This is a genomic window from Limnohabitans planktonicus II-D5 (assembly GCF_001270065.2).
GTDB lineage: Bacteria > Pseudomonadota > Gammaproteobacteria > Burkholderiales > Burkholderiaceae_C > Limnohabitans_A > Limnohabitans_A planktonicus.
The window spans coordinates 99583-114752 of record NZ_LFYT02000005.1 but is presented as its reverse complement, the minus strand read 5'-3'; the positions used below and the strand labels follow the sequence as shown (position 1 = coordinate 114752).

13 protein-coding genes are annotated in these 15170 nt (G+C 59.8%); all 13 read left to right on the top strand.

All coding sequences use genetic code 11. The features are described 5' to 3' along the window. The first annotated feature begins 421 nt into the window (after positions 1–421). The 13 genes from H663_RS26240 to H663_RS26180 all read left to right on the top strand — a co-directional run bounded on the left by H663_RS26240 (position 422) and on the right by H663_RS26180 (position 14960). Complete coding sequence (locus H663_RS26240) at positions 422–805, top strand: hypothetical protein (RefSeq protein ID WP_053170049.1); 384 nt, start codon at positions 422–424, stop codon at positions 803–805. Between the two features lie 13 nt (positions 806–818). Then, on the top strand, positions 819–1625 hold the full coding sequence (locus tag H663_RS26235) for a transporter substrate-binding domain-containing protein (protein ID WP_165803868.1): 807 nt from the start codon (positions 819–821) through the stop codon (positions 1623–1625). Between the two features lie 254 nt (positions 1626–1879). Next, positions 1880–3391: a sigma-54 interaction domain-containing protein gene (locus H663_RS26230; protein WP_053170045.1), complete on the top strand. Its 1512-nt coding sequence runs from the start codon at positions 1880–1882 to the stop codon at positions 3389–3391. 221 nt (positions 3392–3612) lie between these two features. Then, positions 3613–4800 (top strand): substrate-binding domain-containing protein, encoded by a 1188-nt coding sequence (locus H663_RS26225; protein WP_053170043.1) that lies wholly within the window; start codon positions 3613–3615, stop codon positions 4798–4800. Positions 4801–5017: 217 nt separating this feature from the next. Continuing rightward, on the top strand, positions 5018–5782 hold the full coding sequence (locus tag H663_RS26220; RefSeq protein ID WP_053170042.1) for an ABC transporter ATP-binding protein: 765 nt from the start codon (positions 5018–5020) through the stop codon (positions 5780–5782). Beyond that, positions 5779–6504 (top strand): ABC transporter ATP-binding protein, encoded by a 726-nt coding sequence (locus H663_RS26215; RefSeq protein ID WP_053170040.1) that lies wholly within the window; start codon positions 5779–5781, stop codon positions 6502–6504. Before H663_RS26220 ends, H663_RS26215 begins: the two co-directional genes overlap by 4 nt. Next, entirely contained in the window at positions 6501–7487 is a 987-nt protein-coding gene (locus tag H663_RS26210) for a branched-chain amino acid ABC transporter permease (protein WP_053170038.1), read from the top strand. Before H663_RS26215 ends, H663_RS26210 begins: the two co-directional genes overlap by 4 nt. Before the next feature lie 10 nt (positions 7488–7497). After that, complete coding sequence (locus H663_RS26205; protein WP_053170036.1) at positions 7498–8589, top strand: branched-chain amino acid ABC transporter permease; 1092 nt, start codon at positions 7498–7500, stop codon at positions 8587–8589. Between the two features lie 25 nt (positions 8590–8614). Continuing rightward, positions 8615–9481, top strand: coding sequence for an alpha/beta fold hydrolase (locus tag H663_RS26200; protein WP_053170034.1), 867 nt, complete (start codon positions 8615–8617; stop codon positions 9479–9481). A gap of 74 nt (positions 9482–9555) precedes the next feature. Then, a complete protein-coding gene (locus tag H663_RS26195; RefSeq protein ID WP_053170033.1) occupies positions 9556–10572 on the top strand; it encodes an ABC transporter substrate-binding protein in 1017 nt (338 codons plus the stop codon). A 13-nt stretch (positions 10573–10585) separates the two neighbouring features. After that, positions 10586–12787 (top strand): ABC transporter permease, encoded by a 2202-nt coding sequence (locus H663_RS26190; RefSeq protein ID WP_053170031.1) that lies wholly within the window; start codon positions 10586–10588, stop codon positions 12785–12787. Between the two features lie 17 nt (positions 12788–12804). After that, positions 12805–13860, top strand: a complete 1056-nt coding sequence (locus H663_RS26185) for an ABC transporter ATP-binding protein (protein ID WP_053170029.1) — start codon at positions 12805–12807, stop codon at positions 13858–13860. A gap of 470 nt (positions 13861–14330) precedes the next feature. Further along, on the top strand, positions 14331–14960 hold the full coding sequence (locus tag H663_RS26180; protein ID WP_165803867.1) for an HAD family hydrolase: 630 nt from the start codon (positions 14331–14333) through the stop codon (positions 14958–14960). The last annotated feature ends 210 nt before the right edge of the window (positions 14961–15170 follow it).

The window sequence follows — 15170 nt, the reverse complement described above, 5'->3', positions numbered from 1 at the left end:
TCACAGACTTCATGAACCCCCCGATAGGCAATTGAGATATGACGTCGACTCTCAACCCATGGCGTGCGATTTCACCCAAAGCGGGTGCAAATTCGTGGAGAAGATGTTGTTGCGTTGCGGTGTTGTTTTTGACCTCACTGTTGAGCTTGTCGACCCAGGCTGATCCATTGCTCGATTTCAAATTGTTCAACGCCCCTGATCCGAGCAAGCGCAAGATCAACTTGCCCACAGTCAGCTGGATCGTTAACCCCCAGGCGGAAACATTCTGCCAACAGGCTCAACCCAAAGATGGATTTGCAAGCAGACCGGAAGGCTGTGTTTACTGGCAAATCGCTGCTGCGCGCTGCACGCTGGTCACGCGTCCATCCACGACGCATTCGCAACTCGGGCACCTGCTCTTGCTTTGCATGGAGGGCAAGTGATGAACTCTGAAACATGGCATGGGCGGTCATTGCTGCGCGTGTGCAAACGCTGGATTTTTTCGGTAGGGATGGTCGTTTTGCTGTTGGGTTGTGAAACGGTCACTTTGACGCCTCCAAAGGTGGATCAGGTCCGGTTTTCACCCATGCCCGTGGCGGCACGCACGATTGCAGAGCCCAAGGTCAAATATTTACCTCGCCATGATGGCTTCGAATATTGCTCGCGCATCACCGGGGTGCCCATCACGCCGACCTCGCGTCCCATGGCTTGTGCGTTCTGGAATGTGCGCCGTCAAGAATGCACGATCGTGACCCCCATGTCCACGGGCTACAACTATCTGGGGCATGAGTTGCGCCACTGTTTTGAGGGGGCGTTTCATGATTGATGAAGTGAACGTCATGCCCGATCATCATTGCACGCGCCGCGACTGGCTGTTCCATCTGTTGGCTGGGCTCGGGGCTTTAGCCGCGCCGACCTGGGGCCATGCACAAAACGCTGAGGCTTTGAAAATAGGTTTCCTCAACCACTACCCACCCTTCAGTTTCAAGGATAAGGATGGTGTGCACAAAGGCTTTGACCTGGAGGTGATGGCACGTTTGTGCCAGATCATGGGCGTGGCGTTTGTGCCTGAGGCCGATGGCATGGCGTCTTTGCGGCAAAAAATCCAGTCGGGCCAAATTTCATGGATCGGCCATCAACTGCTGGTCACGCCGGAAAACCGGCGTGAATTCGATGTGGTCAGGCCTTCATATGCGTCCATTCAACTTGTTTGCATTCAGCAAGAAGACGATGACCGGGACTTCTTGAGCCTGGACGATCTGGTGGGCAAAAAACTGGGCGTTTTGGCCAATACGGGCGTCGAAGAGCAGTCCCGTCAGGCCATTGGCAAGGCTGTGGTGGCTTATCCCCGCATTGAAGACGCCTTGGCCGATCTGGCGCGCAAAAAGCTCGATGCGGTGCTCGAAGAGAGTCTGATTGCCGATTACTTCATCGAGCGGGACCGCCTGCCGTTGCGTGTAGCCGCACCGTTTGCTGCGCCTATCTCGGCGGGTCTGGCGGTGCGCAAAGGCAACCGCGAATTGCAAGGCCGGCTTTCTGCGGCGATTCAGGCCATGCTCAAGGATGGGTCATTTCGCAAGATCTCGGAAAAATGGTTCGGTTACGACGTGAGCCGTCCGCGGGTCAGCCACCAGCAAAACAACTGATGTCCTGGTCGCTTGCGACGGGCGCGCTCAGGTTGGGTATGTCAGGCGCATTTCGGTGGTGTCACAAGCGGCTGCCTTGATATTGATCCGGCCCTTTGAAGTCTGCAGGGTGACTTCAATCTTGCACCTTGTGGGCGCTAGCCCTGCTGGCGATCAGACGCTTGTGGACCACAGGCTTTTCGCTTGGCTGGCAAGCACCTAAAAAATCCTCCCAACGGCAACACATGGCTCAGACTTCATAGGGCCGAATCTATATGCTTGGGGCCATCAAGACAGAACCGACGGAGAGCCCAGTGGCGAATTTGCCCAAAGATGCGCCAAGCATTTTGACTTTGGCTGCAAGATCACTTTTTGATGTGTTCGCCCATGCCAGCGAGGGCATGTTGTTGGTCGACCGTACAGGACGCGTGGTGTGGATCAATGATCAGTACCGCCGTTTTTTACCCGCTTTGGGTTTTGCCAGTGAGCAGGAATTTGTAGGGCAGCCGGTGTCTGCGGTGGTTCAAAACACCCAGATGGAAAAAGTGCTGGAAACGGGAAAACCCATCCTGATTGACCTGCTGACCAACAAGGCGGGGACCTTTGTGGTCAGTCGTTTTCCTTTGCGTGACGATGCCGGCCAAGTGATTGGTGCTTTGGGTGTGGTGCTGTTTGATCAGCCCCAATCCAATTTGCAACCCTTTTTAGCCAAATTTTCCTTGTTGCAGCGTGAACTCGACGAAGCCCGCGATGCCCTGGCGGTGCAGCGCAGAGCAGGCGCAGGGTCTCGTCAGGCGCGTCACAGTTTTGCGAGTTTCATTGGGGCCAGTGCGCCCGTGGTGGACCTCAAGCGCCAAGCGCGCAGGGCAGCACAGTCGAGCAGTCCGGTGCTGCTTTTGGGTGAAACCGGTACGGGCAAAGAATTGCTGGCCCATGCCATCCATGCTTCGTCGCCCCGGGCGAAGGGGCCGCTGATCAGTGTGAACATTGCCGCGGTGCCGGAGACCTTGCTGGAGGCGGAGTTTTTTGGTGTGGCACCGGGGGCTTACACAGGCGCAGACCGCAAAGGGCGTGATGGCAAGTTCCGACTGGCCGATGGCGGCACCTTGTTTCTGGACGAAATCGGGGACATGCCCTTGGGCTTGCAGGCCAAGTTGTTGCGCGCCTTGCAGGAAGGCGAAATCGAGCCGCTGGGCTCCAACCGCTTGCTGCCCTTTGATGCCAGGATCATCGCGGCCACATCGCGAGATTTGGTCAAACTGGTTCAGGAAGGGCGCTTTCGCGAAGACTTGTTTTACCGATTGAATGTGCTGCCCTTGCGGGTGCCGCCATTGCGTGATCGGGCCAGCGACATCCCGGCTCTGCTCGAGGTGCTGACCGAAGCCTTGGCCTTGCGCAGTGCTTTGCCCCAGCCCGAGTTCAGTGCGCAAGCCATCGCCTTGTTGTCCGCTCAGCAATGGCGAGGCAATGTGCGCGAGTTGCGCAATGTGATCGAACAGTTGCTTCTGCGCAACGACAGCGCTTGGCTGGATGTGGGTGAGGTGGAGCAAGTCCTTCGGGAGTCGGGCATCAGCCAGATCGCACCGGCACCGAGTCCGGTACCCACGCCAACAAGTGCGGATGGGGTTCAGGCCACAGATCGGCTACTTCTGCCCTTGTCTCAGCAGGTTCAGGCCTTGGAGCGCCAGGCTGTGGCTGCGGCCTTGAAAGCCACGCAAGGCAACAAACTGGCCGCTGCGAAACTGCTGGGGCTTTCCAGGGCCAAGTTGTACCAACGTCTTTCCTGATGTGTATTTAAATCATGCAGTTGTATTTTATTTGGACAGTTTGACTGTCTAAAAAAAAGACAATTCAAGGTACTTCATGCCACAAGCCATGGAATTGAGAAAAAATCTTTGACGCGACAAGGGTTTAGGATGGCGTGGTGACTGCGTTTGCTTGGCACGGCTTGTGCAACACAGTCCATGCGCAGATGCAGCACACGACCATTCATTCAGGAGATCCTCACATGTTCCGTCGACACCTCATTTCGTTGGCAGCCTTGTCTTTGACCACGGCGCTGGCACCCGCCGCCATGGCCCAGGGCAAAGACATCAAGATTGCCCACATTTACAGCAAAACAGGCCCCTTGGAGGCCTATGGCAAACAAACGCAAACCGGTTTGATGATGGGCCTGGACTATGCCACCGGCGGCACCATGACCGTGGGGGGGCGCAAGATTGTGGTGATCGAAAAAGACGACCAGGGCAAGCCTGACCTGGGCAAAAACCTGTTGGCTGCTGCTTACGGCGACGACAAGGTGGACCTGGCCGTGGGTCCGACCGCCTCACCCGTGGCGCTGGCCATGTTGCCCGTGGCCGAAGAGTACAAAAAGATTTTGCTGGTCGAGCCTGCTGTGGCCGACTCCATCACCGGTGATAAGTGGAACAAATACATCTTCCGCACCGGCCGTAACAGCAGCCAAGATGCGATTGCCAACGCCGTGGCGGTGGACAAGGACGGCGTGAGCATTGTCACCATGGCGCAGGACTCGGCTTTTGGTCGTGACGGCGTCAAGGCCTTCAAGGAAGCGCTGAAAAAATCCAAACTGGTGCACGAAGAGTACTTGCCGCCCGCCACCACCGACTTCACCGCCGGTGCACAGCGCATGATCGACAAGCTCAAAGGGCAGCCTGGGCGCAAGATCATCTTCATCATCTGGGCCGGTGGCAACCCCTTCAAGATCGCCGACATGGACTTGAAGCGCTACGGCATCGAAATCGCTACGGGCGGCAACATCCTGCCTGCGATGGTGGCTTACAAACAATTCCCCGGCATGGAAGGCGCGGCTTACTACTATTTCGGCATGCCCAAGAACCCTGTGAACGACGCGATGGTGTCCATGCACTACACCCAGTTCAAGTCGCCGCCTGACTTCTTCACCGCAGGCGGCTTCTCATCGGCCATGGCCTTGGTGACAGCGCTGAAAAAGACCAATGGCGACACCAGCGCCAACAAGCTCATCAGCGCCATGGAAGGCATGAGCTTTGATACGCCCAAGGGCAAGATGACCTTCCGCAAGGAAGACCACCAAGCCATGCAAAGCATGTACCACTTCAAGATCAAGATCGATCCGGCTTTCGCTTGGGGTGTGCCCGAACTGATCCGCGAGATCAAGCCCGAAGAAATGAACGTGCCGATCCGCAACAAACGTTGATCGGGTTCGTTTCGTGGGCGTGGCGATTTTCTGGATCGTCACCCGCCACGCAGGCTCGCGGTCGCGATGACGGTGCTTGTCGTTTGGGCGCGTAGGTCGGTGGCTTTAGCCCCGACATGGTGGTGAAGCGAAGGCACTTGTCGGGGCTGAAGCCGCCGACCTACAAAAATCACGTTCTTTTGCTTTGACGGGTTCGCCCATTTTTTGAACTGATCTCATGCTTGAAACCCAAAACCTCACGGTGCGATTTGGCGGTCATGTGGCCGTGAATGCGGTCTCGTGCTGCTTTGAACCTGGCACGCTCACGGCCATCGTCGGGCCCAACGGGGCGGGCAAGACCACTTACTTCAACCTGATCTCGGGGCAGCTGCCTGCCACGGCAGGTTCGGTCCAACTGAACGGTCGTGAGCTGACCGGCTTGCCCGCCTCCGCACGGACCCGTGCAGGCCTGGGTCGGGCGTTTCAGCTGACCAATCTGTTTCCGAACTTGTCGGTGCTGGAAAACGTTCGCTTGGCCGTGCAGGCCACAAAAGACGGTGCGCACCGCCGAGGCCTGAACCTGTGGAGCATCTGGAGCGATCACGCGCAGCTTACGAACCGCGCTTTGGAAATTTTGCAGTCCGTGTCGATGACTGCGCAGCAAGACTCCCCCGTGGCCAGCCTGCCACACGGCGACCAGCGCAAGCTCGAAGTGGCGCTCTTGATGGCGCTCGAGCCCTCTGTTTACATGTTCGACGAACCCACGGCGGGCATGAGCCATGATGAAGCGCCAGTGATCCTGAATTTGATCCGCCAACTGAAAAAAGACAAAACCAAAACCATCTTGTTGGTGGAGCACAAGATGGACGTGGTGCGCGAGCTGGCCGACCGCATCATCGTGCTGCACAACGGCAATCTGGTGGCCGATGGCGAGCCGGGTGAAGTGATCGCATCGCCTATCGTGCAAGAGGCCTATCTGGGCAAAGCTCGGGAGGCTGCATGAGCACCAATTTACTGACCCTCGAAGGCGTGCACACGCACATCGGTGCGTACCACATCCTGCACGGGGTGGATCTGGTCGTGCCGCGTGGCGAGCTGACTTTGCTGCTGGGCCGCAACGGGGCAGGCAAAACCACCACGCTGCGCACCATCATGGGCCTGTGGCAAGCCTCTCAAGGGCGCATCACGTTTGCTGGTGAAGACATCACGCGGCTCAACACGCCCGCCATTGCTCAAAAAAACATCGCCTATGTGCCTGAAAACATGGGCATCTTCTCGGACCTGACCGTGAAGGAAAACATGCTGCTGGCCGCCCGCAACGCCAAGCATGCTGTGCAGATGGACGAAGCACGGCTTCAGTGGATTTTCAAACTTTTTCCACCCGTGGAAAAGTTCTGGAACCACCCGGCGGGCAAGCTGTCGGGCGGGCAAAAGCAGATGCTGGCCGTGTCGCGGGCGATTGTGGAGCCGCGTGATCTGCTGATCATCGACGAGCCCAGCAAGGGTCTGGCCCCGGCCATCATCCAGAACATGATCGAGGCGTTTGAGCAGCTCAAGGCCAGCGGCGTGACGATTTTGCTGGTGGAGCAAAACATCCACTTCGCCCAGCAACTGGGCGACACCGTGGCCGTGATGGACAACGGCCGCGTGGTGCATGCGGGCAGCATGCAGACGCTGGCTGAAGACACGGCATTGCAGCAATCCTTGTTGGGACTGGCTTTATGAAATTTTTCGAAGACATCGATACACGCCCCTTGCTCTTGGTGCCTGTATTGGCCCTGCTGGCCTGGCCTTTGATCGGCTCTGGTTCGACCTGGCTCACACTCACCGTGGCGGGTCTGGCCATGGGCATGATCATCTTCATCATGGCCTCGGGCTTGACGCTGGTGTTTGGCCTGATGGACGTGCTGAACTTTGGCCACGGCCTGTTCATTGCGCTGGGTGCATTTGTGGCCACCAGCGTGCTGGGTGCCATGGGCGATTGGACCGGCTCGGGGGAGTGGTGGCGCAACATGGTAGCGGTGCTGCCTGCCATGGTTGTAGCCATGGCCGTGGCCGCTGCCGTGGGCCTGGCGTTTGAACGCTTCATCGTGCGGCCCGTTTATGGCCAGCACCTCAAGCAGATCCTGATCACCATGGGCGGCATGATCATTGGCGAAGAACTCATCAAGGTCATCTGGGGCCCGCAGCAGATCGCCTTGCCTTTGCCCGAGGCCATGCGCGGGGCAGTGCTGGTGGGAGATGCAGCGATTGAAAAATACCGCCTGCTGGCCGTGGCGGTTGGCCTGGCCGTGTTTGCGGCGCAGATGTGGGTGCTGGGTCGCACCAAGATCGGCCTCTTGATTCGTGCTGGCGTGCAGGACCGCGAGATGGTCGAGTCGCTGGGCTACCGAATTCGCCGCCTGTTTGTGGGCGTGTTTGTGGTGGGAAGTGCGCTGGCCGGGTTGGGGGGCGTCATGTGGGGCCTTTACCAGCAAAACGTGGTGCCGCAGATGGGGGCGCAGGTGAATGTGCTGATCTTCATCGTCATCATCATCGGCGGGCTGGGCTCTACGGGGGGTGCGCTGATCGGGGCTTTGCTGGTGGGCCTGATGGCCAACTACACCGGCTTTTTGGCTCCCAAGCTGGCGCTGTTTTCCAACATCGCGCTGATGGCGGGCATCCTGCTGTGGCGTCCTCAGGGCGTGTACCCGGTGGCCAACCGCTAAGGAAAATTCAATGTTCAACCGTTTGATTTCGAATGACCAGCCCCGCAGCCGTTTGCTGGCCGCCGTGCTGATTGTGATCTTGCTGGGCCTGGCCTTTGCACCGTTTTTCTTCCCGGGCGTCAAGGCCTTGTCGGTCGCGGCCAAGGTGCTGATTTTTGTGGTGCTGGTGGCGGGCTTTGATTTGCTGCTGGGCTACACCGGCATCGTGAGCTTTGCGCACACCATGTTTTTCGGCATAGGGGCCTATGGCATCGCCATCTCGTCCAACACCTGGGGGCCGACCTGGGGCGCAATCGGGCTGGGCTTTGCGTTGTCTCTGGCGCTCACGCTGGTTCTCTCGCTGGCCATTGGTCTGTTTTCGCTGCGCGTGCGGGCGATCTTTTTCGCCATGATCACGCTGGCCGTGGCCGCCGCATTTCAGACGCTGGCTTCGCAGTTGTCCGACTTCACGGGCGGTGAAGATGGCTTGAGTTTCAAGCTGCCCGAGCTGCTGCTGCCCAGCACCGAATTCAGCGATGAGCCGTTTCTGGGCGTGTCGCTGGACGGGCGATTGCTCTGCTACTACCTGTTGTTCGTGCTGGCTGTGGGCATGCTGCTGTCGCTCCTGCGCATCGTCAACTCGCCGTTTGGTCGGGTGCTGCAAGCCATCCGAGAAAACGAATTCCGGGCCGAAGCCATTGGCTACCGCGTGGTGGTGTACCGCACCCTGTCGAGCGTGCTGTCGGCGCTGTACGCCTGTGTGGCCGGGGCCATGCTGGCGCTTTGGCTGCGCTACAACGGGCCGGACACCTCACTGAGTTTTGAAATCATGATGGACGTGCTCTTGATCGTGGTGATCGGCGGCATGGGCACCATTTATGGCGCGGCCATTGGGGCTGTGCTGTTCTTGCTGGCGCAAAGCTATTTGCAGGATTTGCTGCGCCTGGCCAGTGAGGCCTCAGTTGCTGTGCCTTTGCTGTCGTCGCTGCTTTCGCCCGACCGTTGGCTGCTCTGGCTGGGCCTGCTGTTTGTGCTGTCGGTCTATTACTTCCCGACCGGGGTGGTGGGGCGCTTGCGCGCCCGAGCCGCACTCAGGGCATTGGCAACCTCGAAACAGGGTTGAGGCTGGAAACGGGCTTGAGGCTGACATGACTTTCACATCCAATTACATCACCTGCGCCGGGCTGGAAATCCATTACACCGACTGGGGCCAGGCCGACAAAGGTACGGTGATCGCTTGGCACGGCCTGGCCCGCACCGGACGTGACATGGACGAGCTGGCCGCTCACCTGAGCGAGCGGGGTTTCAGGGTTATTTGCCCCGACACGGTGGGCCGTGGCCTGTCGCAGTGGAGCGCTTTGCCCGAACAGGAGTATTGCCTGGCCTTTTACGCCCGCATCGCCCGCGAACTGATGGACGGCCTGCAGCTGCGTGCCGTGCACTGGGTAGGTACCTCCATGGGCGGCGCGATTGGCACGCTGTGCGCGGCAGGCCTGGTTGAGCCCACTTTGAAGCACCGCATCCTGAGCCTCACGCTCAACGACAATGCGCCCGAACTCGCTCAAGCGGCCATTGAGCGCATCAAGGCCTATGCGGGCACGCCCCCGGCCTTTGCCACGGTGACCGAGCTTGAAGCTTTTTTCAGGCAGGTCTACAAGCCCTTTGGGTGGCTGAGCGACGCGCAGTGGCGACGCCTCGCCGAAACGTCTACCCGGCGGCTGCCCGATGGTCGCGTCACGCCGCATTACGACCCGGCCATGGTGACGCAGTTCACCGCGCACCCCAATGACTACCTGATCTGGCCGCACTACGACGCTTTGAAATTACCCGTCTTGCTGCTGCGCGGAGCCGAATCTGATTTGGTCCTGCCTGAAACCGTCATCGATATGCGCCGCCGTGGACCGGGTGCATTGGGCTTGCTCCAACTCATTGAAGTGCCCGGGTGCGGTCATGCGCCTGCCCTGAATGTGTTGCAGCAGTTAGAGTGGGTGACCGAGTTCATCGAAGCAGTTTGATCATGGGTGTTTCCACGCTGGTTGAGACCTGGGTTTAGAGGGAAAATGGGTCGGATCACCAGAGGAGATAAAACATGCGCACCCCGAAATTGCTACTTGTGCTGGCCTTGCTGGCCTCAGGCGCCCAAGCCCAAAACCGCGAAGTCAACATCATCTGCTCGGCCCAAGCCGCTTGGTGCAGCATGATTGCGGTCACGTTCGAGAAAAGCCAGGGCATCAAGGTCAACATGACAGCCAAGGGCTCGGGCGAAGCGATTGCCCAGCTGGCCGCAGAAAAAGCCAACCCCAAGACCGACATCTGGTTTGGCGGCACGGGAGACCCGCACCTGCAGGCGGCCGAGCAAAACCTGAGCCTCGAATACAAATCGCCCACGCTGCCCAAGTTGCACGACTGGGCGCAAAAGCAAGCGGCCCAAGCCGGTTTCAAAACCGTGGGCATTTACTCTGGCCCGCTGGGCTTTGGCTACAACACCGAGCTGCTGGCCAAGAAAAAGCTGCCCGTGCCCAAAACCTGGGGTGACCTGCTCAAGCCCGAATACAAAGGCGAAATCCAGTCGGCCAACCCAGCGTCGAGTGGCACGGCTTACACCATGATCGCCACCTTGGTGCAGCTCATGGGCGAAGAGAAAGCTTTTGAGTACCTCAAGGGCCTGCACAAAAACATCGGCACTTACACCCGCTCGGGTACCGGCCCCATCAAGGCGGTAGCGCGGGGCGAGACGGCGGTGTCCATCAGCTTTGTTCACGACGGCCCCGGTGAAAAGGCCCAAGGCTTTCCCATCGAGACCATCACCCCGTCCGATGGCACAGGGGCTGAAATTGGTTCCATGTCCATCGTGCGCGGCAGCCGCAATCTGGAGGCTGCCAAGAAGTTTTATGAGTGGGCCTTGACCCCCGCTGCGCAAGAGCTGGCTGCGGCCACTTTGCAGTTCCAGCTGCCTTCGCACAAAGAGGCCAAGGTGGACCCGCGTGTGCCGGACTTCCGCAAGATCAAGATGATCAATTACGACTATGCCAAATACGGCCAGACGGCCGAGCGCCGCCGCCTGATCCAGCGCTGGGAAAAAGAAGTCAATTCGCTGCCGCGCTGAGTGAAAGTCTGAGATGAATCCAGCGTTGCGTTTGCAGCGCGCTTTGCAAGGGTGGGTCCTTTTGGGCTTGCTCAGCTTTGCGCTGCTGCCTTGGTATTTTTTGCAGCAAACGTCCCTCATGGCGGCCTTGCCCGGCGTCTGGGCTGGGGCCGAAACGGCCAGCGGCTGGGCGCAGGCCTTGCAACATGGGCGGCCTTGGCTGTGGTCGGCTGCGCTGGGCTTGGGCGGCTGCGCCTTGGCCGTCATGCGGCCCTGGCCTGCCCGCCAGCAAGGTGCTCTGTTGTTGCTGGGCAGCATGACGGGCTTGCTGTGCCTGTTGGGCAGTGGTTTTGCCATTGGGGCCACGGGCTGGGCTTTTGCATCGCTGGAATCGGTGTGGGGCGCTTTGCCGGTTGGCCAGTACGGCATGGGCTGGGGGGCCGCGTTGGTCCTGCTCAGCTTGTTGGTGCTTTTGGGCGCTGCGCTGGCGCGTTTGGGCGGTTTTCGGGGCGATGTGTTTGTGGCCGCAGCGGTGGTCGGCTGCACGGCGCTGCTCGTGCTGTTTGTGGTGTACCCGGTCCTGCGTTCCTTGGTGGCGGCCTGGGTGGACGATGCGGGCGCTTATGCCTGGACGCATCTGTTTGAGCGCGTGGCCACCGAGCGGGTTTGGGGCTTGGGCTGTGTGTCAGGCGAAGGCCGCTGCGGCGTGGCCTGGAACACCCTGTGGCTGGCTTTCTTCACGGCCACCGGGACCACCGTCATGGGCACTTTGCTGGCCTTGTGGGCCGAGCGGGGTGCCACCCGTCTGGCCAAACCCTTGAACATCCTGGCCATGCTGCCCATCATCACGCCCCCCTTTGTGGTGGGCCTGGGGCTCATCCTTTTGTTTGGCCGTGCCGGCCTGTTCAACCAAGGCTTGGAGTGGGCCTTCGGCATCGAGCCCGGGCGCTGGTTTTATGGCGTGTTTGGCATCTGGCTGGCGCAGATGTTTGCCTTCACGCCCATTGCTTTCATGATCATGCGTGGCGTGGTGCAGGGCGTGAGCCCCAGCATGGAAGAGGCCGCACAAACCCTGCGCGCCAGCCGCATGAAAACCTTCTGGACGGTGACGCTGCCCCTGCTTAAGCCCGGTCTGGCGAATGCTTTCTTGGTGGGTTTCATTGAAAGCATGGCCGATTTCGGCAACCCGATCATTTTGGGCGGGCAGTACGCGGTGCTGTCCACGGAGATCTTTTTTGCCATTGTGGGCGCAGCGCTCGACCCTGGCATGGCGGCAGCGCTGGCCCTGGTGCTCACCAGTTTTGCGCTGACGGTGTTTTTGGTGCAGCGCCGGGTACTCTCGGGCAGCAGTTTCACCACCGTCTCGGGCAAGGGCGATGCGGGCGTGGCCATGGCGTTGCCGCCTGCGGTGCTGCGTGTGTGCCGCAGCGTGGCGGGGCCTTGGTTGTTTTTCACCCTGGTGGTGTACCTGTTTGCGTTTGCAGGCGGCTTTGTGCAGACCTGGGGGCGCGACTTCACATTCACGCTGGTCCATTTCAAGACCGCGTTTGACGTGCAGCAGGGCGAGTTTGGCTGGGTGTTTGCGGGCACGGCCTGGAAGTCGCTCTTCACCACGCTCAGCTTGTCGGCCATGGCCGCGCCCATTTGTGCGGTTGTGGGTTTGCTGATGGCTTGGTTGCTGGCGCGCACCGAATTTCGGGGCAAAGCGGCGTTCGAGTTCTCGGCGCTTTTGACCTTTGCCATTCCGGGCACGGTGCTGGGCGTGAGCTACATCCTGGCCTTCAACGTGCCGCCGGTGGAGCTGACCGGCACCGGTTTGGTCATTGTGCTGTGCTTTGTGTTCCGCAATTTGCCGGTGGGCGTGCGGGCGGGCACTGCGGCTTTCAAGCAATTAGATCGGTCGCTCGACGAAGCCTCGCAAATGCTGCGGGCCAGCACGCTGACCACACTGCGCCGGGTGGTGCTGCCGCTGCTCAAGCCCGCGCTGGTGGCGGCGTTGGTGTACAGCTTTGTGCGCTCCATGACGACGGTGTCGGCGGTGATTTTTCTGGTCACGGCGCAGTACGAACTGGCCACGACCTACATCATTGGCCGCGTGGGCAATGGCGACTATGGCGTGGCGCTGGCTTACTGCACGGTGCTCATGGTGCTCCTGTCGGTCATCACCTGGGGCATTCAGAAGCTGGTGGGAGAGCGGCAGCTGGGGCGGCGGGCCACAGCCACCTCAGTGTCTTGATTCAAGGATTCAAAAGCATGGGTATTCAATTCAAACAAGTCAGCAAACGCTATGGCGGGGCCAACTCGCCACTGGTGGTGCAAGGCATCGACTTTGTCGTGCCCAAAGGCAGCTTGACCACGATTCTGGGGCCTTCAGGCTGCGGCAAAACCACCACCTTGCGCATGATCGCGGGGCTGGAAGCGCCCTCTGGCGGGCAGATCCTGATCGATGGCGTGGATGTCACTCACCTGGGCCCGTCCGAGCGCAATGTGAGCATGGTGTTTCAAAGTTATGCGCTGTTTCCGCACATGAACGTGATCGGCAATGTGCGCTACGGGCTGGACGTGAGCGGTGTGCACAAAGCCGAAGCCCAGGAGCGTGCCCAAAAAAGCCTGGCTCTGGTGGGGCTGGCGGGCTACGAAGAGCGCCTGCCCAGTGAACTGTCGGGCGGTCAGCAGCAGCGCGTGGCGCTGGCCCGTGCGCTGGTGTTGGAACCCTCGGTTTTGTTGTTTGATGAGCCTCTGTCCAACTTGGACGCCCGCCTGCGCCGGTCCATGCGAGACGAAATCCGCCACTTGCAGCAGCGCCTGGGCTTGACGGTGGCCTATGTCACGCACGACCAAAGCGAGGCCCTGGCCGTGAGCGACCAGATCATCGTCATGGAGGCCGGGCGCATTGCGCAAGCGGGCACGCCGCAAGACCTGTACGAACGCCCGACCTCGGCTTTTGTGGCCGGGTTCATGGGCGAAGCGGTGCTGTTTGATGGTCAATCGCTCCACGATGGGTCTGTGCAGCTGGGTCCGCTGCGCTTGGTTCCGCGCCACGCGGTGACCCCGGGGGCGGCGCGTGCGGCGGTGCGGCCCGAGGCCTGGGTGGTCGGGCGCGAATTGTCGGGTGGCGAAAGCCTGCCGGGCAGCTTGTCTGCAGAGCTCAAGCAATGGTCCTACTTGGGCAGCTTTGTGGAGCTGACCTTTGACACCGAACTGGGACAGGTGTTTGTGGTCTCGCCCGAGGTTGAGCGCGACTGGCGCATCGGCCAAGTGCTGGCCCTGAGCTTGCCGGGGCGGGGTGTCTCGGTGGTGGCGGTTTGAACAACCGATTAGGCTGTTTTGTAGGTCGACGGTCGAAGACCCCGACGTTCGCAATTTGAGCGATAGGGCCGATGGGGGCGAGGTGGTGTATCGAAAAACGTCGGACTCTGCGAGTGCCGACCTGCGAGAGCGCTGCCGTGTTTGTAGGTCGGCGGTCGAAGACCCCGACGTTGGTGGTTTGAGCGATAGGGTTGATGGAGGCTGCGCAGGTAGACCGAAAAACGTCGGACTCTGCGAGTGCCGACCTACGAAAGCGCTGCTGTGTTTGTAGGTCGGTGGTCGAAGACCCCGACGTTGGTGGTTTGAGCGATAGGGCTGATGGATGCTGCTGAAGTAGACCGAAAAACGTCGGACTCTGCGAGTGCCGACCTGCGAAAGCGCTGCCTTGTTTGTAGGTCGGTGGTCGAAGACCCCGACGTTGGCTGCTTGAGCGGTAGCGGATCAATGGCTTGAACCTTGAAAGAGAAATGATGAGCAAAGACGTTGTGTTCGATTTGGGCGGTGTGGTGTTCCGCTGGCAGCCGCTGGTGCTGCTGCAAGAGCTTTTCCCAGAGCAGGTGCGCAGTGAGGACATCGCCCATGAATGGGTCAGCCAGATTTTCGAAACCTTTCACCCTGAGGCCGATTGGGCGCTGTTTGATTTGGGCCGCATCGAGCCCGAAGCGCTGGCCCTGCGCATCGCGGCGCGCACCGGCTTGGCCGAGGCCGATTTGTTGCGTTTGATAGACGGCATTCCGGCGCACCTGCAGCCCATCCCCGGCACGGTGGATCTGATCCACGAGCTGAAGGCGCAAGGCCACCGGCTGTATTACCTGTCCAACATGCCAGCAGGCTATGCCGACCATCTGATGCGTAAAAACGCCTTTTTCAGCCAGTTTGAAGAAGGCATCTTTTCAGCGCATGTGCATCAAATCAAACCGCTGCCCGACATCTTTGCCACCGCCCAAGCCCGTTGGCCCGTGCGCGGCAAACCGGTGTTTATCGACGATGTGCAGCACAACATCGATGCCGCTGAGCAACACGGCTGGCAAGGCATCCGCTTTGAAACGCCTGATCAGGTGAGAAAGGCGCTAAGGGGGCGGGGTTATTTGGGCGCTTGATGGCTCGCAGGTCAGCGGCTTGAGCCCCGACATGCTGAGAATGTGTCATTGCGAGGCAAGCGCGGCAATCCAGCAGCGTAGGTCGGCGCAGCCTCTAACGGTCAATCCAACAACAAAGCTGGACTGCCGCGTCGCAGGCTTCTCGCAGTGACGTAGAGTTGTCATTGAGAGCTAAACGCGGCAATCCGGCAGCGAGTGCTTGCTCATACG

What these genes read in the sequence shown, in the direction of transcription:
- H663_RS26240 (WP_053170049.1), top strand. Translation starts at nt 422, where the DNA reads ATGAACTCTGAAACATGGCATGGGCGGTCATTGCTGCGCGTGTGCAAA.
- H663_RS26235 (WP_165803868.1), top strand. Translation starts at nt 819, where the DNA reads ATGCCCGATCATCATTGCACGCGCCGCGACTGGCTGTTCCATCTGTTG.
- H663_RS26230 (WP_053170045.1), top strand. Translation starts at nt 1,880, where the DNA reads ATGCTTGGGGCCATCAAGACAGAACCGACGGAGAGCCCAGTGGCGAAT.
- H663_RS26225 (WP_053170043.1), top strand. Translation starts at nt 3,613, where the DNA reads ATGTTCCGTCGACACCTCATTTCGTTGGCAGCCTTGTCTTTGACCACG.
- H663_RS26220 (WP_053170042.1), top strand. Translation starts at nt 5,018, where the DNA reads ATGCTTGAAACCCAAAACCTCACGGTGCGATTTGGCGGTCATGTGGCC.
- H663_RS26215 (WP_053170040.1), top strand. Translation starts at nt 5,779, where the DNA reads ATGAGCACCAATTTACTGACCCTCGAAGGCGTGCACACGCACATCGGT.
- H663_RS26210 (WP_053170038.1), top strand. Translation starts at nt 6,501, where the DNA reads ATGAAATTTTTCGAAGACATCGATACACGCCCCTTGCTCTTGGTGCCT.
- H663_RS26205 (WP_053170036.1), top strand. Translation starts at nt 7,498, where the DNA reads ATGTTCAACCGTTTGATTTCGAATGACCAGCCCCGCAGCCGTTTGCTG.
- H663_RS26200 (WP_053170034.1), top strand. Translation starts at nt 8,615, where the DNA reads ATGACTTTCACATCCAATTACATCACCTGCGCCGGGCTGGAAATCCAT.
- H663_RS26195 (WP_053170033.1), top strand. Translation starts at nt 9,556, where the DNA reads ATGCGCACCCCGAAATTGCTACTTGTGCTGGCCTTGCTGGCCTCAGGC.
- H663_RS26190 (WP_053170031.1), top strand. Translation starts at nt 10,586, where the DNA reads ATGAATCCAGCGTTGCGTTTGCAGCGCGCTTTGCAAGGGTGGGTCCTT.
- H663_RS26185 (WP_053170029.1), top strand. Translation starts at nt 12,805, where the DNA reads ATGGGTATTCAATTCAAACAAGTCAGCAAACGCTATGGCGGGGCCAAC.
- H663_RS26180 (WP_165803867.1), top strand. Translation starts at nt 14,331, where the DNA reads ATGAGCAAAGACGTTGTGTTCGATTTGGGCGGTGTGGTGTTCCGCTGG.